Origin of the sequence: Rhodococcus sp. 14-2470-1a, assembly GCF_002259425.1 — a bacterium.
Lineage (GTDB): Bacteria > Actinomycetota > Actinomycetes > Mycobacteriales > Mycobacteriaceae > Rhodococcoides > Rhodococcoides fascians_E.
The window spans coordinates 49,774-71,554 of sequence record NZ_NPFZ01000005.1 but is presented as its reverse complement, the minus strand read 5'-3'; the positions used below and the strand labels follow the sequence as shown (position 1 = coordinate 71,554).

25 protein-coding genes and 1 tRNA gene are annotated in these 21,781 nt (G+C 64.4%); 17 read left to right on the top strand and 9 right to left on the bottom strand.

The genetic code is table 11. The features are described 5' to 3' along the window. The first annotated feature begins 49 nt into the window (after positions 1-49). From CH292_RS02850 to CH292_RS28800, 7 genes are all read left to right on the top strand, one after another. Positions 50-697 carry a GNAT family N-acetyltransferase gene (locus CH292_RS02850; protein ID WP_019664514.1) on the top strand — a complete coding sequence of 216 codons (648 nt, stop codon included), beginning with the start codon at positions 50-52 and terminating at the stop codon, positions 695-697. Between the two features lie 155 nt (positions 698-852). Continuing rightward, positions 853-1,677, top strand: a complete 825-nt coding sequence (glpR, locus tag CH292_RS02845; protein ID WP_037161492.1) for a gephyrin-like molybdotransferase receptor GlpR — start codon at positions 853-855, stop codon at positions 1,675-1,677. A 52-nt stretch (positions 1,678-1,729) separates the two neighbouring features. Then, positions 1,730-1,805: transfer RNA gene (locus CH292_RS02840), tRNA-Ala, on the top strand. Positions 1,806-2,355: 550 nt separating this feature from the next. Beyond that, positions 2,356-2,811 (top strand): GyrI-like domain-containing protein, encoded by a 456-nt coding sequence (locus tag CH292_RS02835; protein ID WP_019664517.1) that lies wholly within the window; start codon positions 2,356-2,358, stop codon positions 2,809-2,811. Between the two features lie 8 nt (positions 2,812-2,819). After that, positions 2,820-3,242, top strand: a complete 423-nt coding sequence (locus CH292_RS02830) for an effector binding domain-containing protein (protein ID WP_019664518.1) — start codon at positions 2,820-2,822, stop codon at positions 3,240-3,242. A gap of 194 nt (positions 3,243-3,436) precedes the next feature. After that, the gene (locus CH292_RS02825) at positions 3,437-4,114 is read left to right on the top strand and encodes a ScbR family autoregulator-binding transcription factor (protein WP_026347686.1); all 678 of its coding nucleotides are present in this window, start codon (positions 3,437-3,439) and stop codon (positions 4,112-4,114) included. Between the two features lie 43 nt (positions 4,115-4,157). Then, complete coding sequence (locus CH292_RS28800; RefSeq protein WP_020111410.1) at positions 4,158-4,331, top strand: hypothetical protein; 174 nt, start codon at positions 4,158-4,160, stop codon at positions 4,329-4,331. On the opposite strand, the gene CH292_RS02820 is transcribed toward CH292_RS28800, so the two are convergent. After that, positions 4,328-5,032, bottom strand: coding sequence for a ferredoxin reductase (locus tag CH292_RS02820; protein WP_094653948.1), 705 nt, complete (start codon positions 5,030-5,032; stop codon positions 4,328-4,330). The genes CH292_RS28800 and CH292_RS02820 overlap by 4 nt on opposite strands. Beyond that, positions 5,029-5,628, bottom strand: a complete 600-nt coding sequence (locus tag CH292_RS02815) for a sulfite oxidase-like oxidoreductase (protein ID WP_026347688.1) — start codon at positions 5,626-5,628, stop codon at positions 5,029-5,031. Before CH292_RS02815 ends, CH292_RS02820 begins: the two co-directional genes overlap by 4 nt. A 98-nt stretch (positions 5,629-5,726) precedes the next feature. Between CH292_RS02815 and CH292_RS02810 the strand changes: the two genes are divergently transcribed. Continuing rightward, complete coding sequence (locus CH292_RS02810) at positions 5,727-6,566, top strand: SDR family oxidoreductase (RefSeq protein WP_094626262.1); 840 nt, start codon at positions 5,727-5,729, stop codon at positions 6,564-6,566. On the opposite strand, the gene soxR is transcribed toward CH292_RS02810, so the two are convergent. Both soxR and arsC read right to left on the bottom strand, forming a co-directional pair. Continuing rightward, complete coding sequence (gene soxR / locus CH292_RS02805; protein WP_020111406.1) at positions 6,561-7,019, bottom strand: redox-sensitive transcriptional activator SoxR; 459 nt, start codon at positions 7,017-7,019, stop codon at positions 6,561-6,563. The genes CH292_RS02810 and soxR overlap by 6 nt on opposite strands. Positions 7,020-7,038: 19 nt before the next feature. Beyond that, positions 7,039-7,386, bottom strand: coding sequence for an arsenate reductase (glutaredoxin) (gene arsC, locus CH292_RS02800; RefSeq protein WP_027498741.1), 348 nt, complete (start codon positions 7,384-7,386; stop codon positions 7,039-7,041). Positions 7,387-7,440: 54 nt separating this feature from the next. On the opposite strand from arsC, the gene CH292_RS02795 reads away from it, so the two are divergent. The 4 genes from CH292_RS02795 to CH292_RS02780 all read left to right on the top strand — a co-directional run bounded on the left by CH292_RS02795 (position 7,441) and on the right by CH292_RS02780 (position 10,737). Beyond that, positions 7,441-8,106, top strand: a complete 666-nt coding sequence (locus tag CH292_RS02795) for an NAD(P)-binding oxidoreductase (RefSeq protein ID WP_179277895.1) — start codon at positions 7,441-7,443, stop codon at positions 8,104-8,106. A 29-nt stretch (positions 8,107-8,135) separates the two neighbouring features. Beyond that, entirely contained in the window at positions 8,136-8,489 is a 354-nt protein-coding gene (locus tag CH292_RS02790; RefSeq protein ID WP_019664527.1) for a GntR family transcriptional regulator, read from the top strand. 61 nt (positions 8,490-8,550) lie between these two features. After that, entirely contained in the window at positions 8,551-8,982 is a 432-nt protein-coding gene (locus CH292_RS02785) for a DoxX family protein (RefSeq protein WP_094626263.1), read from the top strand. A 78-nt stretch (positions 8,983-9,060) separates the two neighbouring features. After that, positions 9,061-10,737 carry a BCCT family transporter gene (locus CH292_RS02780; RefSeq protein ID WP_256977876.1) on the top strand — a complete coding sequence of 559 codons (1,677 nt, stop codon included), beginning with the start codon at positions 9,061-9,063 and terminating at the stop codon, positions 10,735-10,737. Here the strand turns inward: CH292_RS02780 and CH292_RS02775 are convergent. Next, positions 10,688-12,229, bottom strand: a complete 1,542-nt coding sequence (locus tag CH292_RS02775; protein WP_037143919.1) for a dolichyl-phosphate-mannose--protein mannosyltransferase — start codon at positions 12,227-12,229, stop codon at positions 10,688-10,690. The two genes, CH292_RS02780 and CH292_RS02775, sit on opposite strands and share 50 nt — an antisense overlap. 36 nt (positions 12,230-12,265) lie before the next feature. Here CH292_RS02775 and rsmI point away from each other — a divergent pair, with 36 nt between their 5' ends. Next, positions 12,266-13,114: a 16S rRNA (cytidine(1402)-2'-O)-methyltransferase gene (rsmI, locus tag CH292_RS02770; RefSeq protein ID WP_020111399.1), complete on the top strand. Its 849-nt coding sequence runs from the start codon at positions 12,266-12,268 to the stop codon at positions 13,112-13,114. Here the strand turns inward: rsmI and CH292_RS02765 are convergent. Both CH292_RS02765 and CH292_RS02760 read right to left on the bottom strand, forming a co-directional pair. Beyond that, positions 13,091-13,519 carry an SRPBCC family protein gene (locus CH292_RS02765; RefSeq protein WP_020111398.1) on the bottom strand — a complete coding sequence of 143 codons (429 nt, stop codon included), beginning with the start codon at positions 13,517-13,519 and terminating at the stop codon, positions 13,091-13,093. The two genes, rsmI and CH292_RS02765, sit on opposite strands and share 24 nt — an antisense overlap. A 15-nt stretch (positions 13,520-13,534) precedes the next feature. After that, the gene (locus tag CH292_RS02760; protein ID WP_020111397.1) at positions 13,535-14,566 is read right to left on the bottom strand and encodes an alpha/beta hydrolase; all 1,032 of its coding nucleotides are present in this window, start codon (positions 14,564-14,566) and stop codon (positions 13,535-13,537) included. 117 nt (positions 14,567-14,683) lie between these two features. Here CH292_RS02760 and CH292_RS02755 point away from each other — a divergent pair, with 117 nt between their 5' ends. Beyond that, positions 14,684-16,066 (top strand): wax ester/triacylglycerol synthase family O-acyltransferase, encoded by a 1,383-nt coding sequence (locus CH292_RS02755; RefSeq protein WP_019664534.1) that lies wholly within the window; start codon positions 14,684-14,686, stop codon positions 16,064-16,066. 11 nt (positions 16,067-16,077) lie between these two features. Here the strand turns inward: CH292_RS02755 and metG are convergent, their stop codons facing one another. Beyond that, positions 16,078-17,634, bottom strand: a complete 1,557-nt coding sequence (gene metG / locus CH292_RS02750; protein ID WP_094653945.1) for a methionine--tRNA ligase — start codon at positions 17,632-17,634, stop codon at positions 16,078-16,080. A gap of 20 nt (positions 17,635-17,654) precedes the next feature. On the opposite strand from metG, the gene CH292_RS02745 reads away from it, so the two are divergent. The 3 genes from CH292_RS02745 (at position 17,655) to rsmA (ending at position 20,726) form a co-directional block, all read left to right on the top strand. Beyond that, positions 17,655-18,485, top strand: a complete 831-nt coding sequence (locus CH292_RS02745) for a TatD family hydrolase (RefSeq protein WP_037183572.1) — start codon at positions 17,655-17,657, stop codon at positions 18,483-18,485. Between the two features lie 201 nt (positions 18,486-18,686). Continuing rightward, the gene (locus CH292_RS02740; RefSeq protein WP_094653944.1) at positions 18,687-19,814 is read left to right on the top strand and encodes a resuscitation-promoting factor; all 1,128 of its coding nucleotides are present in this window, start codon (positions 18,687-18,689) and stop codon (positions 19,812-19,814) included. A 36-nt stretch (positions 19,815-19,850) separates the two neighbouring features. Continuing rightward, a complete protein-coding gene (rsmA, locus tag CH292_RS02735) occupies positions 19,851-20,726 on the top strand; it encodes a 16S rRNA (adenine(1518)-N(6)/adenine(1519)-N(6))-dimethyltransferase RsmA (RefSeq protein WP_019664538.1) in 876 nt (291 codons plus the stop codon). Positions 20,727-20,737: 11 nt separating this feature from the next. Here the strand turns inward: rsmA and CH292_RS02730 are convergent, their stop codons facing one another. Continuing rightward, on the bottom strand, positions 20,738-21,724 hold the full coding sequence (locus tag CH292_RS02730) for a YafY family protein (protein ID WP_019664539.1): 987 nt from the start codon (positions 21,722-21,724) through the stop codon (positions 20,738-20,740). Between the last annotated feature and the right edge of the window lie 57 nt (positions 21,725-21,781).

Sequence of the window (21,781 nt, the reverse complement as noted above, 5' to 3'; positions counted from 1 at the left end):
CTGGGGGACGCATTTCCACTCACCTACGCAGGGCGCCTAATATCGAAAAATGTCACGCACGTGGTCGAGCCACCCTGGGTGGCCGGCAAAGTTGGGTCCTCTGACGGTGTCGGCCGGAACGGTGACGCTCCGCCCGGTGCGGCTGCGTGACGGTGCATCCTGGAGTCGGACGAGGATTGCCGACCGTGCGCACCTCGAGCCGTGGGAGCCCACGGGTGAAGGCGCATGGGTTGCGCGCCACCACATCTCCGCCTGGCCAGGCCTCGTATCCGGTCTGAAGTCGGAGGCCCGCAAGGGCCACATGCTGCCGATGGCGATCGAGCTGAACGGCGATTTCTGCGGTCAGCTCACCGTCGGCAACATCGTCCGAGGGGCGCTCCGATCGGCGTGGATCGGATACTGGGTCGCCAAGGAAGTCAACGGCCACGGCGTCGCGACGGCGGCGTTGGCGCTGGGCCTGGACCACTGCTTCGGCCCCGTCGGCCTGCACCGAGTCGAAGCGACGGTGCGGCCGGAGAACCACGCGAGCCAGGCCGTGCTGCGCAATGTCGGATTCCGCGAAGAGGGCTTGCTGAAGAACTACCTCGACGTCGACGGACGGTGGCGCGACCACGTTCTGGTGGCCATGACGTCCACCGAGGTACAGGGGACCGTCGCGGATCGATTGGTACGGGCAGGCCGAGCTGCCTGGGCGTGAGTAGCGTATCTCCGCCGACGGCTCGAGACTCGTGTGACTAAAGTGACGTGTGTGTAATTCGGGTCGGCGCGTCTCCGCGGTAAGGGCACCTCTTCCGCATAGCCTGATCCCGTCACCGATGTAACCGGATCTGCCTCGGAAGGAGAACGCGCGCGATGCCCAACTCGATCATCTGGATCGGTCTGGTCGCCATCTGGGTGTTCGTTCTGCTCCCGATGATGACGAGCAAGCGTCCTCGGATCATGCAGACATCCGACGTCGCCTTGGCCACCCGCGTACTCCATCGCGGCGGCACCAAGCGGACGGCACGCGGACCGGCAACCGGCCACGCCAGCGACCCGGACTGGCGGCCCGAACACGACGAGCGCGTATCCGCTCCGGCAAGCGTCGTCTTCGGGCGGCGCACCGAGCACACCGACCCATCCGGTCGCGAACACCCGAACACCCAGGCGGAGGACCGTATGGACACTCACGCAGATCCCGACATGGACGACACGGACGTCGCCGACGAGCGGGACTACGTTCCCAACCGCCGGGGGCGCGGCGGATTCGATCCCGAGGCCGACGCCATCGCGCGCGCCGCTCGGTACTCGTTCCGTCAGCGCGCAGTGCTCGGGTTGGTCTTCGCGGCCATCACCACCGGCGCGCTAGCCGTGATCCTCACGCCGATGCTGTGGTGGGCGTGCGGTCTGGCAGTGCTGTCGTTGGTCGGGTACCTCTACTACCTCCGCCGTCAGGTGCAGATCGAGCAGGAAATCCGTCGCCGACGCATGACTCGCATGGGCCGCTCCAGGCTCGGTGTCGAGTCTCGTACGGACGACGAGCTCAAACTGGTACCGCAGCGTCTGAAGCGACCGGGTGCCGTCGTCCTCGAAATCGACGACGAGGACCCGGAATTCGACCACCTGGACCACTACGACGAGCCGTTCCAACAGCAAGGTTCGATGGACGACGACATCCGACGCGCCTCGGGAGCATGACGCCTACGCGCCTTTGATATGGTTGCTCAGCGGTTCGCAAGGATCGCAAGAAGGGGCTGTGGCGCAGTTGGTAGCGCGTCTCGTTCGCATCGAGAAGGTCAGGGGTTCGATTCCCCTCAGCTCCACCAAAGATTCAGATCCACCAGAGATGGTCGTACATACAAGATGAGGCTCGGCCCGGTTGTCCGGGCCGAGCCTCATTTGTTCGGTGCGTCTGGGATCAGTTGGAGGAACCAGCGCCCAGCAGGTCGATGATCGGGATGTCCGATGCGGAGCTTCCCGTGGTGCTGCCGGTGGAGAGAAGGCTGGAGATGAATGCTGCGAGATCCATGCGGTGAGCTCCTTGTACTGAAGGGGTGGTGTTCGCGAACGTCGGCACTCTCACCGACAAGGAGTATTGATACAGGATTCAATTCGGGTACGTCCACGGTTACGGAAGAAATTAATCCATCGCAGTCTGTTTTTGAGAGGTATCACAAGCGGGTGGTCTCGGCGGCGCCATCCGATCGTGATGAATTACTGGTCCATGGGCCGAGTCCGTCGTGATGGCGGGGAGATCGAACCGGTAGGCTTTGGCCGGAAAATGTTTCAATCAGTATCGATGGTCGACGTCTACTGGGGAAGCGTCACCCCGGTCGCGGGCTCGTTCGCCGCGGCCCCGAGGTAGTGGAGTGGTGTATGGCTTTCGAGATCGTCGACCTCGAAGAAACCTGGGTTGCCGGTCTTCCGGTCCGCAGCCCCAAGCGTGCGCTGGGGCGGTTGAACGACCCTGCTCTCGATCAGGCGTGGTCTTCCGTTCTGAAACAGGACATCGGCGGCCCACTTGCCTCCGTCTACACGGATTTCGCTCCGGGCATCGGTTCGTACAACACTCAGATCGTCGGTTACCGGTGTTCGACGCTCGCCGAGGTCACGCGTGGGCATCTGGTCGCGCGTATTCCGGCTGCCAAGTACGCAAAATTCTCGTCCGTCGGTCATTTCCCCGACGTGATGGTCCGGTTGTGGCAGCAGATCGAGCACGCGGAAGAGCAGCACGAGATCACGCGGACGTTCACAGCCGATTACGAGTGTTATCCGCACGCCTACAAGATCGACCTCTATCTGTCGATCGAGCTGTCGGGTGCTCGGGCGTGAGTCATCGAGTGACCGCACGTAGCGCGGAGTTGTTCGGCGGCCTCGTGGCGCCCAGGATCACTCCGGGCGCCGAGGCCAGCACCAGTGAACTGTTCCGATTTCTGCGCGAACGTATTCGCGATCAGCACCTGGAGCCCGTCGACATCAGCACCGTCTACGTCCCGGACGCGGCCGGTGATTACAACGCCGTGGTCGCGACGCCGTTCGATTCTCCGTCGGACGTTCCCGTGGGTGATGTCTTCGTGTCCGTACCCAGTGGGGTGTATGCGGTATTTGTCCCCGATGGGGTAATTCAGGACCCGGTCGAGGACGTGTGGGCCCAGGTCGAAGACGCAACAGCAAATGGCGAGCTATTTCGTGCGTACAAAGAAGACATCGAAGTCGTTACAAAAACCGGCGAAGTGGAACTTTATATTTCGATAGTTATCTGATTCGTCCAAGGCGTCACTTATTCGTCACTCGTGGATCACAATAGTGATACATGTGAGGTTAGTATTGTCCTGCGCAACCGGACTGTCGGGTGGGTCGGCGAATTCGAGAAGACGGGTTCGGAGCATTCCTCGAGCGGTCTCAGCAGGGCGGCGTCGGTGTCATGAGTAGGCAACTGAGCAGGGGTGAGTAGTTCATGGTTAGGCAACTGAGGGCAGAAGCCACGCGTGCAGCCGCATTGCGTGCAGCCGCAGATCTCTTTCTCGAGGTCGGTCACGCAAATGCCACACTGAGTCAGGTGTCGGCGAAGTCCGGAGTGACCAAAGGCGCTCTGTATTTCCATTTCGCGTCCAAGGAAGAGCTCGCGCGCGCCATCGTCGACGAGGGCCATGAGCGCGTATCCACCGCCTGTGCAGGCCTCGTTGATTCGCGATCGCCCGCCCTCGAGTCGGTCATCGGTATCTCCTACTCCGTCCTCGAACTTGCCGCGTCGGATCCGTTGGTCCGTGTGATGTACCGCCTGCAGATGGAGATCGACGGCTCGGAGACGGCTCGCGGCAGCGTGTTCGGCACCTGGGGCAACATCTTCGAGCACCTCTTCGACCGGGCGATCGAGCACGGTGACGTGGCCGATCATCTGGATTCGTCCAACGCTGCGCTTCTCGTGTGCGAGATGCTGGCCGGCGTGTTGATGGTGTCCGAGGCTCAGTCGACGCTGGAAACCGCTCCGTCGCGGATGGAGAAGGTGTGGAACACCGTTCTGCCGTCCCTGGTACCGCCGAACAAGCTCGGGTACTTCCGCGAATTCGCGGCTCGCAGCCTGTCCAGTTTCGTTCCCGCTTCCGAGTTGGTGAACGAGTCCGTCCACGTCTGACTCCTGCTTGCGGAGTCTCGGAACCAGGCGGACACTGTGTGACATGAACCACACAGCATTGACCGAGCATCGAATGTCCGACGCCGAGCTCCGCAAAGCAATCAAGACGCTGCAGAGCAGGGCCGACGACGCCCGCCACCGCGGAGACGAGGACGATGCAACGCGCATCGAGTCGACCGTTGCCGATTACCGTGAGGAAATGTCGAAGCGCCTCTAACCGAATCGTTCGGTTCTGATGCGCGGCGGTAGGTGGCCGTCCTGCACCAGGAGGTCCGCTGCCGCTTCGACGAATCCCGTCGGTCCACACACGAAGCACGACGGCGCGAACTCGGCGGGCCATCCGTCGACGACGAGATCGTCCGACGTGAGTCGGCCGACGCGGCCTCGGTAGCCCTCGGGAGCTTCCCTGGTGAAGCGGTATGCGACGTCGATTCCGCCGGGCATCGCGCGAAGTTCGGAGGCGTACAGGATCTCCGCGGGTGTCCGGACCGAGTAGATGAGGCGAAAGGGGGTCTTGCGTTCGGCCGTCCTGCGCGCGCGGAGCATCGACATCAGAGGAACGACGCCGGAGCCACCTGCGAGGAGCAGCACCGGGGCTGGGTCGGATTCGTTCCAGACGAACCATCCGCCGATCGGGCCGCGCATTTCGACCTGCTCGCCGACCTCGAGGACTCCGGTGAGGTACGGCGACACCTCGCCGTCGTCGACGGTCTGCACGGTGAGCGCGACGGTCGTGCCGTCCGTTGGAGTTGCTATCGAGTAACTACGCTGCGCCGAGTAACCGTCCTTCGCGGTGAGGCGCACGTCGACGTGCTGCCCCGGCATGTGGCCCGGCCAGTCCGGAATGTCGAAGACGAGGGTCTCGGCGGTCGAGGTTTCCCTGATCTTCGCGACGAGTGTTGCAACCAGCCAGTTCAATCTCCCTGATACCTCTGCTCCTGCCACGGATCGCCGTAGTCGTGATATCCGTTGCGTTCCCAGAATCCGGGCTCGTCGCGCATGAGCAAGGTCAGCTTCTCGATCCACTTGGCCGATTTCCAGAAGTACAGGCCCGGAACCAGCAGGCGGGCGGGCCCACCGTGCTCGGGGTGCAACGGCTTTCCGTCGTATTCGTATGCGAGCCAGGCTTTTCCGTTACGCAGTTCACCGAGCGGGAGGTTGGTGGTGTACCCGTCGCGTCCATGAGCCATCACGTGGGTTGCGGTGGTCTCGATTCCGTCCAGCACCGTGTCGAGTGACACCCCGCGCCACCGAGTGTCCAACTTGGACCACTTGGTGACGCAGTGGATGTCCACCGTCGGCTTCTCTGCGGGCAGAGCGCGCATCTCGTTCCACGTCCAACGGTGCTTCTCGCCGCGCTCGGTGACGACCGTGAACTCCCAGCCCTCGGTACGAACGCGAGGTGTCGGCCCGGCGGACAGAACCGGGAAATCGTCGGTTCGGTACTGGCCGGGCGGGATACGGGACGAGTCGCCTCTGTTCTTGCCGACGAATCCCCTCGACACTATTGCCATCGGCCCAGTCTCCTCCGTCGACACCACCAGCGACAACCGGACAGGCGCGTAGGGTGCGAAGGACACATTCTTCGAGTTCGTGGGGGACCAGACACACGATGACCATCAAGGATCTGCGAGGAAAGAAGACGCTCGTCACGGGGGCGGGCAGCGGGATCGGGCGTGCCACGGCCATCGCCGCGTCCAGAGCAGGCGCGAAGCTGTATCTCACCGACATCAACGAAGTGGGATTGAAGGAGACCGTCGCGGCAGTCGGCTCGTCGGTCGAGATGCACGCGGCCTTCGACGTCTCGGACTACGAGGCAGTGACGTCGTTCGCGTCCACGGTGCACCAGTCCGTCGACAGCCTCGACATCGTCATGAACGTCGCAGGAATCTCGGCGTGGGGAACGGTGGAGAACCTCGAGCACCGGCACTGGAAGTCGATGATCGACGTCAACCTCATGGGACCGATCCACGTCATGGAGAACTTTCTTCCCCCGATGGTCAAGGCAGGTCGCGGAGGTCACCTCGTCAACGTCTCGTCTGCGGCGGGCCTCATTCCATTGCCGTGGCACGCCGCCTACAGCGCCAGCAAATACGGTCTGCGCGGTGCGTCGGAAGTCCTGCGCTACGACCTCAAGCGGCACGGCATCGGCGTCAGCCTCGTCGTACCGGGTGGGGTCAAGACCGGCCTGGTGAACACCGTGGAGATCGCAGGCGTCGACCGCGACGATCCGCGCGTGCAGAAGCTGCAGCATCGCTTCGAGAAACGAGCTGTCGAACCCGACGTGGTGGCCGACGCGATCATCACGGGAATCGTCAAGAACCGCTATCTTGTCTACTCGTCCAACGACATCCGCTTCGGATACTGGTGGGCTCGAAAGTTCGCGCTGCCCTACGAGTTCGTGCTGCAGAAGGCCAACGACCAGTTCGGGAAATTGCTGAAGAAGTCATAGGTCGACGTCCAGACGCCGTGCGCCGGGCCCGCTGTCGGCCAACTCGTCGCCCGGATTGGCCAGCGCGCAACTGGAGAGCGACAGGCAGCCGCACCCGATGCAGCCCGTCAGGTCGTCCCGAAGCCTGACGAGTTGCTCGATACGACGGTCCAGGTCGGCATGCCAGTGGCCCGAGAGCTTGGCCCAGTCGCGTTTGGTGGGTGTCCGCTCCTCCGGGAGGTCGGCCAACGCGTCGCGAATGCGTGAGAGCGGAATGCCGACCTTCTGCGAGATGCGAATGAACGCAACGCGCCGCAGAGTGTCGCGGTGGTAGCGCCGTTGGTTCCCCGACGTACGTCGGCTGGTGATGAGGCCCTGCTTCTCGTAGAAGTGCAAGGCCGACACCGCAACTCCGCTGCGCTCGGACAGTTGGCCTGGGCTGAGCTCACGCACTTTCCAATCGGGCATCGGCATACCTCGACATTACTTGCGCTTACAGAACCTCGTGCACCTTGTCGGCCGGCCTCGCGAGCACGGTGCCCTTGTCCGTCACGACGATCGGGCGTTCGATGAGGATCGGGTGTTCGACCATTGCCGCGATCAGACCGTCCTCGGATGCGTCCTTCAGCCCGAGTTCCTTGTACAGCGCTTCCTTTCGACGGATTGCCTGGGCGGCCGTCAGGCCCGCGTCGTCGAGAAGTTTGCGCAGTCCGTCCTTGGTGGGCGGGGTTTCGAGGTATTTCACGACGGTCGGCTCGATCCCCGCCTCCTGGATGGCTTTCAACACGGTGCGCGAGGTGTTGCATCGGGGATTGTGGTAGATGGTCGCAGTCGAAGTCATGGACATAGATAGTGCCACTGTTTGTGGTCCGAGCCGGTCGGGTAGTCGAGTGCAATGACTGATCGACGAGTAGTGATCGCAGGCGGACACGGCAAGATCGCGCAGCACCTGATTCAGGTTCTCACGGCACAGGGCGACCGAGCGGTGGCGTTGATTCGAAACCCGCACCACGTCGACGCTGTGAAGGCGCTGGGCGCACTCCCCGAGGTGGTGGACCTCGAGAATGCATCCGTCGAGGACGTCGCTGCCCTGTTGCACGACGCCGATGCCGTGGTCTTCGCGGCGGGAGCCGGGCCATCCGGTGGCGTAGAGCGCAAGGACACCGTCGACCGCGCGGCGTCGGTGCTGCTGGCCGACTCTGCCGAGAAGGCCGGTGTTGCACGGTTCGTGCAGATCAGCTCGTTCGGAGCGGGTGAGCCGGTTGCGGACGACGCCGAGGACACTTGGAAGGCGTACATCGCGGCCAAGACGGCGGCCGAGGAAGATCTGAAGTCCAGGCAGAAGCTGGACTGGACGATTCTGCGCCCCGGGGGATTGACGGACGACGACCCGTCGGGCCATGTCACGCTGACCGCGCCGCCGCTGGAGCGCGGGACGGTGCCGCGCGCCGATGTCGCGGCCGTCATCGCAGCGTTGATCGACACCCCGGCCGCCGCGGGCAAGACCTTGATGTTGACGTCGGGCGATGTCACCGTGGAGGACGCTGTCTCCGCGGTGTGACCGCGTGAGTGCGTGATAGAAAGTCCTGCATGCGCATCCACGTCGACCCGGCGTCCGGGACCCCGTTGTTCGAGCAGGTGAGGTCGGGGATTCTCGATCTGGTGCGGAGCGGTGAACTGGTCGCGGAGACCAAGATTCCGACGGTGCGTGGTCTGGCCGAGGAGTTGTCGATCGCGCCGCACACCGTCGCGAAGGCGTACAAGGAACTCGAGGCGCAGGGCGTCATCTCCGCCCGTGGGCGTCTGGGGACGTTCATCGCGTCGGGCGGGGATCCGACGGAGGACAACGCGGCGCGCGCAGCGCGGAAGTACGTCACCGAGTTGCGCGCCCTCGGGTTGTCCGACGAGAAGATCCGGGGACATGTCGACACAGCACTAAGTTGACGCTTCAACATAACTGTGTCAGGGTAGTCCGGTTCCCATTGCCGTGCCCGAAGGATCTGACATGAACTCGACCATCTTCCGCGACATTGCAACACTCGTTGCCCGAATCGGCCTGGGCATCGTGTTCATCGCCCACGGGTGGCAGAAACTCAACACCAACGGACTCGACGCGACCAAGGCCGGTTTCGAAGGCATGGGCGTCCCGCTGCCTGCAGCCTCCGCGTACTTCGCAACCTTCGTCGAACTCGTCGGCGGTGTCGCGCTGGTGGTGGGAATCTTCACCCCGATCATCGGCATCCTGCTGTTCCTCGACATGCTCGGTGCATTCCTGTTCGTGCACTACGACCTGGGTGTATTCGTGTCCGAGGGCGGCTACGAGCTCGTCCTGGCGCTCGGCGTCGGCGCCCTGCTGATCGCCGCGACCGGAGCCGGACGCTTCAGCCTCGACGCAGCCACCGGCGGCCGAACCAGCTTCGCGAAAGCGCGCGCCTGACACGTCGCTCGACCCGGAACCCTGGCACCTACTCGGAAATTCGCCACGCCACCACGGTGATAGTGCTTCACTTCACCTATGGCAACGAATACCGAGCGGTCCCAGGGTTCAGTCGTTTCCGGATCGACACCGCACCCACCGCGCACGGATTACCTGGTGTTCGGCACGACGGCAGCGATCACCGCCGCGATTCTGGTGTGGGGCCTGCTCGCTGCCGACTCGCTCGAATCCACGACGACGTCGATCCTGAGCTGGTTGGTGACCAACATCGGGTGGCTGTTCATCATCGCGGCCTCGGGGTTCGTCGTGTTCTCGATCTACCTCGCAGTCAGCAAGTTCGGCAGGATTCCGCTCGGAAAAGACGGCGAGAAGCCGGAATTCAAGACGGTCAGCTGGATCGCCATGATGTTCAGTGCCGGCATGGGGATCGGGTTGATGTTCTTCGGCGTCGCAGAACCCCTGTCTCACTTCGTGTCTCCGCCCCCGGGATCGGACGGCACCGTCGGGGCTGCGATGGCGACGACGATGTTCCACTGGAGTCTGCATCCGTGGTCCATCTACGCGGTGGTCGGACTAGCCGTGGCCTGCGGAACGTATCGACGCGGCCGTAAGCAGCTGATCAGTTCGGCGTTCATCCCGTTGCTGGGGCGCCGCGCGGAGGGCCCCATCGGCAAGGTCATCGACATCCTCGCGATCTTCGCCACCATGTTCGGCACCGCCGCGTCGCTCGGTCTCGGCGCACTCCAGATCGGCTCGGGATTTCAAGTTCTCGGCTGGCTGGGGGAGGCGGGCACCCTGTTGCTCGTCGCGATCGTGGCACTGTTGACGCTCGCCTTCGTCGCCTCGGCAGTCTCGGGCGTCGCGAAAGGCATCCAGTGGTTGTCCAACATCAACATGGTGCTGGCGCTGGTTCTCGCGGTCTTCGTCTTCGTCCTCGGACCGACCGTGTTGATACTCAATCTGATTCCGACGACCATCGGTGACTACGCCAGCCAGCTCGTGCACATGTCGGCTCGGTCCGCAGCGGCAGGCGACGGCGGCGAAACCGCCACCTGGTTGTCGTCGTGGACCATCTTCTACTGGGCATGGTGGGTGTCCTGGACGCCGTTCGTCGGCATGTTCCTCGCACGAATCAGCCGCGGCCGCACCGTCCGCGAGTTCGTCGTCGGCGTGATCCTCGTACCCAGCACGGTGAGCCTGGTCTGGTTCTCCATTTTCGGTGGAGCGGGCATCGCCGAACAACAGAACGGAATCGATCTCGCGGGCCGGGACAGCAGCGAGTCCCAATTGTTCGGCATGCTAGAGAATCTGCCCGTCGCAGGGATTTCGAGTGTCCTGGTCATGGTGCTCGTGGCCATCTTCTTCGTCTCGGGAGCCGACGCCGCATCGATGGTGATGGGCACACTGAGCCAACGCGGTAGTCAGGAACCGAGCAGATGGGTCGTCGTGTTCTGGGGCGTGCTCACCGGCGGCATCGCCGCGCTGATGCTGTGGACCGGCGGCGCCGACGCACTGAACGGGCTCCAGACCATGACCATCATCGCCGCCGCACCGTTCGTGCTCGTGATGATCGGGCTGTGCATCTCGCTCTACCGCGACCTCTCCCACGACCCCCTTGTGAGCAGAACTCGGACTCCGGGTCGCTCCGCGGGCTCCGCTCCAGCCGGCCAGGGCCTACCTTTCCACTCACGTGCGGGGGAGGGGTCTAACGCCAGGAAGGCAACCAGAGCTGCTGCTGCCACAGATCCGGAGTGATGGGCATTCCCGTCAGGATCGGCCACAACCAGATGAAGTTCGCCACGACGAGCGCCACGTAGAGGCACACGAGCATCAGCCCCGTGCCACGTCGCTCCACCGACGCTCGCGCCCGGCCGATGATCTGCCCCAGGATCAGTGCGAATCCCATGACCATGAACGGCGCGAGCGCGACAGCGTAGAAGTAGTACATCTGCCGATCCAGCGTGGCGAACCACGGCAGATACGCTGCGCCGTAGCCGGTCAGCACGACGGCGAATCGCCAATCCCGACGGACCAGCATCATCCACAGGCACCACAGCAGCATCGGAACCGCGAGCCACCACATGGCCGGGGTGCCGATGAGCATGATCGCCTTGACGCACGAGCTCGCCGAGCATCCCTGAACGGTGTCGCCCTCGGCGAAGTAGTACAGCATCGGCCGCAGACCCATCGGCCACGTCCACGGCTTCGACTCCCACGGGTGGACGTTGCCCGCCGAGTTCGTCAGACCCGAGTGGAACGTGAGCACGTTGCCGCTGTAGTACCACAGTGATCGCAGCGCAGCGGGCACGAACGAGAACGGCCCGTCCGTGCCGATCTGGTTGCCGACGGCATGTCGGTTCACGCTGGTCTCGCTGGCGAACCACCCTGCGTAGGTGCACAGGTACACGATCAGCGGAATCACCACCAGCGCGTAGAGCGCGGGTCCGATGTCGCGTACTGCCGTGCCGATCCACGGCCGCTGCACCCCGCTCGCACGCCGCGCTGCGAGATCGAACGCGACCGACAACAGACCGAAGAACACGATGAAATAGATCCCGGACCACTTGGTTCCGCACGCCAAGCCCAGCAGGATTCCCGCGCCGAACCTCCACCAGCGCACCCCCATTCGTGGGCCGTACACGCTGGCGGCGATGCGACCCTCCGCCTGGACCTTCGCCATGCGTCGTCGAACGTCGTCTCGGTCGACGACCAGACACCCCATCGCGGCCGTCACGAAGAACGCCAGGAAGATGTCCAACATCCCGATGCGCGACGAGACGAACGTGACGCCGTCGACGGTCAGCAGAATGCCCGCGATCGCACCGACCAGCGTCGAGCGGGCAAGACGCCGCACGATCCGAATCACGATCAGCACCAGCAGAGTTCCCGCAACCGCCGCGGAGAACCGCCAGCCCCACCCGTTGTAGCCGAAGAGTGCCTCGCCGACGGCGATCAGCTGCTTTCCGACCGGAGGATGAACCACCAATCCGTACCCGGGGTTGTCCTCGATCCCGCCGCCGGTGAACACCTGCCAGCCCTGCGGCGCGTAATGCTTCTCGTCGAACACCGGAGTACCGGCATCGGTGGGGTAGCGCAGCATCGCGAACCGCGTGACGGCCGCGAGCGCCGTGATCACCAGAGTGACGATCCACCCCCGCCGACGATCGGTGTCGCGGTAATAGTCGGCAGCGGGTGTACTCGGCCCCGGACTGACTACGTATCGCTCGCTCGACTCGCGTAGGGCCACACACCGATCGTAGGGGTCGAGTCCCGGTGGAGAAGAATGGGCGCCATGCTGATCCTTGCCGCAACACCGATGGGCGATCTGGGTGACGCGTCCCAGCGACTCCGCGACGCCTTGGCCACGGCCGACGTCGTCGCAGCCGAAGACACCCGCCGGACGAAACAGCTGGCGTCGGGGCTCGGGGTCGCCATCACCGGCAAGATCGTCAGCTTCTACGACCAGGTGGAGACATCCCGGCTTCCCGGGCTGGTCGACGCTGTCCGCGACGGCAAATCGGTCCTGCTCGTCACCGACGCCGGAATGCCGTCGGTCAGTGACCCCGGCTACCGCCTCGTCGCCGCATGCGTCGACGCCGACCTGCCGGTGACGTGCCTACCCGGCCCGTCCGCAGTCACCACCGCCCTCGCACTCTCCGGATTGCCCGTCGAACGCTTCTGCTTCGACGGCTTCCCGCCGCGCAAACAAGGCGGCCGACGCCGATTCTTCGAATCCCTCGCCACCGAATCGCGCGCCTGCGTCTTCTTCGAGGCCCCTCATCGCCTCTCCGACTGCCTCGCCGACGCCGTCGCAGTGCTCGGCCCCGACCGCCGCGCCGCGGTCTGCAGAGAGCTCACCAAGACCTACGAGGAAGTCAAGAGAGGCACCCTCGGCGAACTCGCCGACTGGGCTGCCGACGGAGTACGCGGAGAAATCACCGTCGTCCTCGCCGGAGCCGTCGCCGTGGCGTCGGAACCGGAAGACCTCATCGACGACGTCGAGGAGCTGGTGGCGTCGGGCATGCGGTTGAAGGATGCCTGTGCCCAGTTGGCAGTCGGCGGCGTGTCCAAGCGGGATCTCTACGAGGCGGTCCTGGCTGCGAGAAGCTCAGCCGACGACTTGCTGACGTAGCCCTTCGGTTGCGGCCGCGAGGATAGTCTTGGTGCCCTTCTTGACGAGGAAACCCGGGATCGGGATCTTCGGGTCGACCGTCAGTGAGAACGTCACGTGTGTTCCCTTGTCGGTCGGAGTGAGGGTGTACTCGCCGTGCTGGGACTTCTGCTGCGAACCCTCGACGAGGTCCCAGACGACTTTGTCGTCCGCCCAGGTGTATTCGACGGTCTGCTCGTCGTTGATGCCGAGGATCGATACCGACATCTTCACGTGATGGGGCTTGCCGTCATCGAATCGGTCGATGATCTCGATCTTCTTGTGGACGGGCGACCACGCGGGTAGCCCTTCGACGTCCATGAGTACGTCCAACACCGCTGCCGGCTCGGCCGCGATGTCGACCTCTGTATCTGCTGTGACTGCCATGAGAAGAAAGGTAACTCAGGCGGAGTCGGCAGTGGCCGACATTGGGCTGTGGGCTTTGACGAACGCGCCGAATTTGCGTACCGCGCGGTGCGCTTCGGGCACGAAGTCGGCGGCCTGGAACACGTGTACCTGGTTGTCCCACACCTGAAGTTCGCAGTCGACGCCTGCTGCGGCGAGGCGCTCGGCCATCAGTTCGGCGTCGGCGAGCACCATTTCGGTGGAACCCGCCTGGATCAGAACCGGAGGTAGGCCGACGAGATCCGCGTCGACGGGTGAAACTCGTGGTCCCCGTTCGCCTTCGACGACGATGCGGGCATCCACTCGGTCGGCGAGGACCGTCAGGGCGGGTACGGCCCCGGCAGGGAAGACTGCGCACTTCGATGCGTTGGCGTGTTCGAGCTTGCCGCTGGGGTCCATGTCGGTCAGCGGCGACATGGTCGCGATACCAGCCGGTGTCGGCAGTCCGAGATCGCGCAGCATCAGAGCGACCATGAAGGCGAGGTACCCGCCTGCGGAGTCGCCGGCGATGACGATCTGGTCGGCGCGGTACCCGGATTCCAACAGGAAGCGGAAACCGTCGACGCCGTCCTCCACCGCATGTGCGATGGGGTTGCGCGGCATCATCCGGTAGTCGACCGACAGAACCGGAGCGTCCGCGCTGGCCGAGACACGTGAAGTCAGACGCCGGTGGCTGTTCAGCCCGCAACAGACGAAGGCGCCTCCGTGCAGGTAGAGCACCACGCGGTCGTTGGAAACGCCCTCGGCGCGGATCCATTCCGCCTCGCACTCGGCGAGCGTGACCTTGCTGTGGCGGGTTCCCTTGAGCGGCGGCACCAGCATTCCCGCGTAATCGACGAGGCCCATCGGCCACGGAAGAGCGGACGTCTTGGACCACACCGTGAGGAAGGGGCGAACCGTGAGCTGCAGATACGTCGAAAGAGCGCGCGAGTGAAAGCTGCGACCGTGCATGTCGAGCCTGGTGGGGACGCCTCCGGGCGTCGGCTGGGGCAGAGCGGTGAGCACGGTGGTCATCGTCCTCGCCTCCATTTCGCGTCTTCTTGGAACTCCTGGTAACGGACAATAACCCGTGACCTAGTCTGTCTAAACATGCGGCCGTGTTCGATGTCACACCGTGATCGAAACTAGGCGGAAAGGTGATCGCAGATGGCGCTCATGCCTGTTACCGAGTCCATGTTCTTGATCGCGGAGTCTCGCGAACACCCTATGCACGTCGGCGGATTGCAGTTGTTCGTTCCGCCTGGTGACCCCCACGAATTTGCAGAAGAAATCCACAAACAATTCACAACGGGCGACGTGCACGATCTGTTTCGAAAACGCCCCGGCCGACCGGTGAACGTCATGGGAAGCCTCGCCTGGTCGAGGGAAGACGACATCGATTTCGAATACCACGTGAGGCGCGTGGTACTGCCTGCGCCTGGTCGCATCAGAGAACTCTTCCAATTTCTCTCGCTGCACCACAGTGCACCCCTCGACCGGTACCGGCCGATGTGGGAACTGCACATCATCGAGGGCCTCGCCGACGGCCGGATCGCGCTCTACACCAAGGTTCACCACTCGCTCGTTGACGGCGTGTCCGCGCTCAAGCTGATGTTGAACACCCTCACCACCGACCCCGACGACCGCACCGGCGTCGCCACGTGGGATCCGTCGCTGTTCCGGGAGAAGAAGCGCAAGGAAGCGCCGGGAGCGCTGGAAAGGGTCTCCGGGGGGTTGTCTCTCGGTCGCAAGCTTGCCGGCGACATCGCGGACTTCGTACCTGCCGCAGCACGATTGGGCGTGCGCGCCGTCCGCAACGAAGGTGCGCAACTGCCGCTGCGTGCGCCGCGAACGATGTTCAACGTGCCGATCGGTGGTGCGCGACGCTTCGCGGCCGAAAGCTGGTCGATCAGCCGAATGAACGCGGTCGCAAAGGCATTGGACGTTACCCTGAACGACATTCTGCTCGCCATGTGCTCGGGAGCCCTACGGGGATATCTGATCGATCAGGACGCCTTGCCTGAATCACCCTTGATCGCAATGGTTCCCGTCTCGCTCCGCAAGCCGGGCGAGGACAGCGGACCGGGCAACTCCGTATCCACCATCCTGTGCAATCTCGGTACACACCAACCGGATCCGCTGGACCGGCTCGCCACCATCACCGACTCCACCGTCAAGGGCAAGGACATGATGCGGGAGTTCAACACTCTCGAATCCCTCGCCTTCGGCGCCGTCACCATGCTGCCACTGCTCTTCGGACCGGTACCCGGCTTCGTCAACAACACCCCGCCGCCGTTCAACGTCATCATCTCCAACGTCCCCGGAACGAAGGACGAACTGTACTGGAACGGCGCCAAACTCGACGGAATCTACCCGGCGTCCATCGTCTGCGACGGCATGGCGCTGAACATCACCGTCGCAAGCAACGGCGACTCGCTCAACTTCGGCCTCATCGGCTGCCGTCGCAGCGTCCCACACCTGCAGCGCATGCTCACACACCTGGAGAACTCACTGGAGGAACTGGAGAAGGCGGTCTCGGCGTCTGCGTGAGGGGTGAACCCTCAGACGTCCTTCACCTCGTATTTGGGGAAGACCGGTGACGGTGCGGGCAGAGGCGAACCCGGCACTACGCGGGTGCCGATGTCGGAGAACTGGTTCGCCGGGCCGCCGAGGAGTTCGAGGATGCGAGCCGCCGATCCTGGCATGACCGGCTGCACCAGAATGCCGACGATGCGCAGGACTTCGAGCGTCACGTACAGCACGGTGGCCATACGGTCCGGATCGGTCTTGCGCAGTACCCACGGTTCCTGCTGGGAGAAGTAGCGGTTGGTCTCGCCGAGCACCGACCAGATTGCTTCCAGAGCCGTGTGCAGCGCTTGGACGTCGAATTCGCGTCGGCAGATCTCGAGCAGCGCATCGGCGCGGGCCAGCAAAGCTTCGTCGTCGGTCGTGAACGGCCCCGGCGTCGGGACCTTTCCTTCGAGGTTCTTGGCCACCATCGTCAGCGAGCGCTGCGCGAGGTTGCCGAGCTCGTTGGACAGGTCTGCGTTCATGCGGGTGACGATGGCCTCGGCGCTGTAGCTACCGTCCTGGCCGTAGGAGACCTCGCGCAGCAGGAAGAAGCGCAGCGGGTCCAGGCCGAACTCGTCGACGAGCGCGAACGGGTCGACGACGTTGCCGACCGACTTCGACATCTTCTCGCCCTTGTTGTTCAGGAATCCGTGCACGAACACACGCTTGGGCAGCTCGATGCCCGCGGACATGAGGAACGCCGGCCAGTACACGGTGTGGAAGCGCGTGATGTCCTTGCCGATGATGTGCAGGTCGGCGGGCCAATACTTGGCGAACTTCTCCGACGATGCGTCCGGGTAGCCGACGCCGGTGAGGTAGTTGGTCAGGGCGTCGACCCAGACGTACATGACGTGCTCGGGATCGTTCGGGACCTGCACGCCCCAGTCGAACGTGGTGCGCGAGATGGACAGGTCCTTCAGTCCACCCTTGACGAAGCTGACGATTTCGTTGCGCCGCGTGTTGGGCGCGATGAAGTCGGGGGTGGTGTCGTACAGCTCGAGCAACTGGTCCTGGTACGCCGACAACTTGAAGAAGTACGTCGACTCCTCGGTCCACTCCACCGGCGTGTTCGTCTCGGTGGCCACGCGGGTCCCGTCGTCGGCGACGGTCGTTTCGCCCTCGGTGTAGAACGCCTCGTCCCGTACCGAGTACCAACCGGAGTACGTGTCCAGGTAGATGTCGCCGCGCTCGACCATCTTCGACCAGATCGCCTTGCTGGCCTCGTGGTGATCGGCGTCCGTCGTGCGGATGAATCGGTCGTAGGAGATGCCGAGTGTCTCGTCGAGCTTCTTGAACACGTCGGAGTTGCGCGTCGCGAGGTCGCGGACGTCGATGCCCTCTTTGGTGGCCGTCTGCTGCATCTTCAGGCCGTGCTCGTCCGTGCCGGTCAAGAACATGACGTCGTATCCGTCGAGTCGCTTGAATCGAGCGATCACGTCCGTCGAGATGTACTCGTATGCGTGGCCGATGTGCGGGACACCGTTGGGGTACGCAATGGCGGTCGTGACGTAGAAGGTGGGCCGTGAGGCATCAGCTGGCGCAGTCATGGTGCGCCTACTCTATCGGCGTGAGTAGAGAACGTCCTGCACCACCTTTGCCGGAAGCGCTGTCGCCACTCGTCGACGCGCACACACACCTCGACGCCTGCGGCGCATCCGACGCCGGGAGCGTGGCCGAGATCCTGGATCGGGCCGAGTCCGTCGGCGTCGGGAGAGTCGTGACCGTCGCCGACGACCTCGAGGCCGCGCGCTTCGCCGTCGACGCCGCGAACTGGGACTCTCGGGTCTGGGCGGCCGTCGCGATCCACCCGACGCGGGCGAACGTTCTCGACGACGACGTCAGGGCGGAGATCGAGCGGTTGGCGTCGGATCCTCGGGTCGTGGCCGTCGGCGAGACGGGGCTCGACTACTACTGGCCGGGCAAGCTCGACGGGTGCGCGACCGTCCCCGAGCAGCAGGACGGTTTCCGCTGGCACATCGACCTGGCAAAGCGGCTCGGTAAGCCGTTGATGATCCACAACCGCGAGGCCGACGGCGACCTGCTGTCCGTGTTGACGGACGAGGGCGCGCCGGAGACGGTGATCTTCCATTGCTTCTCCTCGGGTCCGGAGACCGCGCGAGCGTGCATCGACGCCGGCTACGTGCTCAGCCTCTCCGGCACGGTCAGCTTCAAGAACGCCCATGCACTGCGCGAAGCGGCCGTGCTGATTCCGGACGGCCAACTGCTCGTCGAGACCGACGCGCCGTTCCTGACGCCGCATCCCTTCCGCGGTGCACCGAACGAGTCGTACTGCCTTCCGTACACGGTGCGCGCATTGGCGGACATCCGCGGTGCCGATCCGGTCGAGCTCGCGTCGCACGTCACCGCCAACGCCGAGCGGGTGTACGGCCTCTCCTGACGCCTACTTTCGCTCACCTTCCAGTCATCCGCTCGTGTTGCAACCTGTGCGAGTGACTGAAACGTGTGCGGCAGCGGCCCCGGGTGACCGAACGTCACGTTCGCTCCGGACCGGGCGAGCAGAGTTGCGGTAGCTCCATCAATTCGTTACCGTACCGTGATCCAGCCGACGGGCTCTGCCCGAAGAACTCAGGAATTGCTTGTGTCCAGTATTGCTCGCCTGAACTCCTCCAGGTCCACGGTGTTGTACCTGGTGGTCGCTGCGCTGCTGGCCACTCTGATCGTCGGGGGCGCCACCGCGGTCGCACGTCACAAAACGGTGACGATCGACGTCGATGGCGAAATGATCACGCTCAGCACCATGACGGGAGACGTCAACGGTGCTCTGCAGGCCGCAGGCTACGAAACAGGCGACAAGGACCTGGTAGCACCCTCGGGTGACTCGGAATTGTCGGATGGTGAGACGGTCGTCCTCCGTCGCGCTCGAGAGCTGAGTGTGACGGTGGACGGCCAGCCTCAGCAGATCTGGACGACCGCGCTGACCGTCGACGAGGCGTTGCAGCAGATGGATCTGGCCGAGGATGTGCACGTGTCCGCGTCGCGCGGCGAACGTCTTCCGCTGGAGGGCACCGAACTGGACGTGGCGTTGCCCAAGGCAGTGTCCCTGGTCGACGGCGCCGCACCTGCCGCACCGCTGACCCTGGCTGCGCCCACCGTGCGTGAGTTCCTGGAGGAAGCGGGCAAGCCGCTCGAGCAGGCCGACACCGTGACCCCCGCGCCGGACGAGAAGGTCGAGGACGGCACCGAGATCGTCGTCACCCGTGACCGTACCGAGACCAAGACCGAGACCACCGACGTCGAGCCTCCGGAGCAGCGCATCGAGGACCCGACGATGAACATGTCCAGGACCGTCGTCGAGAACCCGGGTTCGCCGGGCGTCTCCGACATCACCTGGGAGATCAACACCGTCAACGGCCAGGAAGTGGGCCGCGAGAAGGTCGACGAGGACATCCAGGTTCCCGCACAGCCCAAGGTCGTGCGTGTCGGAGCGAAGCCGGGAACCGAGGTCCCGCCCGTCGAGAACGGTGCGATCTGGGATGCGCTCGCGCAGTGCGAGGCAACCGGCAACTGGGCCATCAACACCGGCAACGGCTTCTTCGGCGGCGTGCAGTTCGATCAGAACACCTGGGAACGTCAGGGCGGACTGAAGTACGCCCCCCGCGCGGACCTGGCCACCCGCGAGGAACAGATCGCCATCGCGTCCGTCACGCAGAAGTCCCAGGGTTGGGGCGCCTGGCCCGCGTGCACCTCGCGACTCGGCTATCGGTGACGAACCATCGAGTGACGGGTGCGTAGAGTTTTCACAGTGTCCGAACATGTGAGAGAACCCGCGGCGCTGCTCGGACCCGCGGAAGTACGGTCTCTCGCCGCAGAACTGGATGTCCGTCCCACCAAGCAACTCGGACAGAACTTCGTCCACGACGCCAACACCGTCCGTCGCATCGTCGCCTCGGCGGGTGTCGGGGGAGCGGACACCGTGCTCGAGGTCGGCCCCGGACTCGGCTCGCTGACGCTGGCGCTTCTCGATGTCGCCGACGCTGTGATCGCGGTCGAGATCGATCCCAAGCTCGCTGCACGGTTGCCGCAGACGGCGGCTGAACGAGCGCCGTCACACGCCGACCAGTTGACCGTCGTCGAGTTCGACGCGCTTCGGGTCACTGCTGCGGACATTCCCGGTGACCCGTCCGCTCTGGTCGCGAACCTGCCGTACAACGTGGCGGTTCCGGTTCTGCTGCACCTGTTCTCGCAGTTACCGACGCTGCGCACCGCATTGGTCATGGTGCAGGCCGAGGTTGCGGACAGGCTCGCGGCGGACCCGGGTAGCAAGATCTACGGAATCCCGAGCGTCAAGGCCAACTTCTTCGGCACCGTCAAACGTGCAGGCTCAGTCGGGCGTTCGGTGTTCTGGCCGGTGCCGAAGGTCGAATCAGGACTGGTTCGTATCGATCGGTACGCCGAGCCTCCGTGGCCGATGGACGACGAGCACCGCCGTCGTGTCTTCGCCGTCGTCGACGCAGCATTCGCGCAGCGCCGAAAGACGTTGAGAGCAGCGCTTGCCGGATGGGCGGGTTCGCCGGTAGAAGCCGAGCGGCGTCTGCGTGAAGCCGACATCGACCCCAGTGCCCGCGGGGAAACCATCGACGCCGCGGCATTCGTGCGGTTGGCGGGCACTCGAGCCTGAGGGTTCACCCCTCATCGCTCGACTGTCGAGCGCACACTCGCCAGATACCGTTCGCTGAGAAGGCGGTGTCGCTGAGCCACTTTCAGGCACTCGTCGCGCAGTTCGGGCGGGTCGAGGACGGTGAACGGCGTGTCGAAGGCCGAGAGCCATCGTGCGATGGAGGCGAGTGAGTCACCGGACAGGATGAGGGTGCACGCGTCCTCGGAGCCGGATTCGAGGGTGCCCCACTGCTCGTCGACCATCGGTGCGATCGTTTCGATGGATGCCGCCAGTTCGATGCGTGCCTGCACTCGGGTGAAGGTGCGGTCGATTCCGGCGGCGACGAATGCCGCGGCACCGCCGTCGGGAAGTGGTCGCGGGGTGAATCGCGGGCCGGTGGGGATCTTGGGTTCCAGCCTGTCCACGCGGAAGGAACGCCAGTCCTCGCGCAGCAGGTCCCACCCGAGCAGATACCAGCGTGCCCCCGAACGCACGAGGCTGTAGGGCTCGACTTCGCGGCGGGCTTCCGTGCCGTCGTGGCGGCGGTAGTCGAACCTGAGGCGTTCGTGGTTGTGACAGACCCCGGCGACGGTCGACAGCACCGTGGCGTCGACCGCAGACACCGCCGTGCGTTCGACGACGTCGATCCGCAATGCGTCGAGGCGGTGCTGGATGCGCGACGGCATCACCTGGCGCAACTTGGTCAGCGCGCGCAGCGACGCCTCCCCGATGCCCGCTACGGAGCCTCCTGCTGCGGATTGGAGGCCGAAGGCGACGGCGAGAGCTTCGTCGTCATCGAGGAGCAGCGGTGGCATCTCGGCACCCGCACCGAGTTGGTATCCGCCGCCCACCCCGGCCGTCGCGTTCACGGGGTACCCGATCTCGCGGAGTTTGTCGACATCGCGGCGGACGGTGCGCGGCGTGACGTTCAGCCTGTCGGCCAGGTCGGCTCCGGCCCAATCACGACGTGTCTGAAGCAGTGACAGCAGCTTGAGCAGTCGTGCAGATGTTTCCCGCATGGGTTCGATGATGGCAGGTATTGCGGACGGATGCTGTCCTCGAACCGATGCTCGATT